A 229-nucleotide genomic window follows, 5' to 3' on the forward strand; every position below is an offset into this window, starting at 1 on the left:
GAGCCATTTACACCAGTGTGGGCAAAAGCTACGATGGAAAACGATGTTAAAGAAGTTGAAGCTGCTGATGTGATTGTTGCCATCTTAGATTATGATGGACAGGATACTGATTCGGGCACTGCATGGGAATTAGGCTATGCGATTGCGAAAGGCAAACCGACTTTCTTAGTACGTTTTGAAGAAGATGTACCGGGAAATATTATGCTCACAGAGCGAAATACCGCCTTCT

Annotated in this window: 1 protein-coding gene; it reads left to right on the plus strand. The window is 43.7% G+C overall.

Going from position 1 to position 229, the window contains the following annotated elements; genetic code table 11:
* Positions 1-33 precede the first annotated feature (33 nt).
* Positions 34-229: nucleoside 2-deoxyribosyltransferase (locus ETC27_RS18420; RefSeq protein ID WP_240724973.1), on the plus strand; the 196-nt coding region annotated here is incomplete at its 3' end.

This window comes from Onishia niordana (assembly GCF_004798965.1).
Taxonomy (GTDB): domain Bacteria; phylum Pseudomonadota; class Gammaproteobacteria; order Pseudomonadales; family Halomonadaceae; genus Onishia; species Onishia niordana.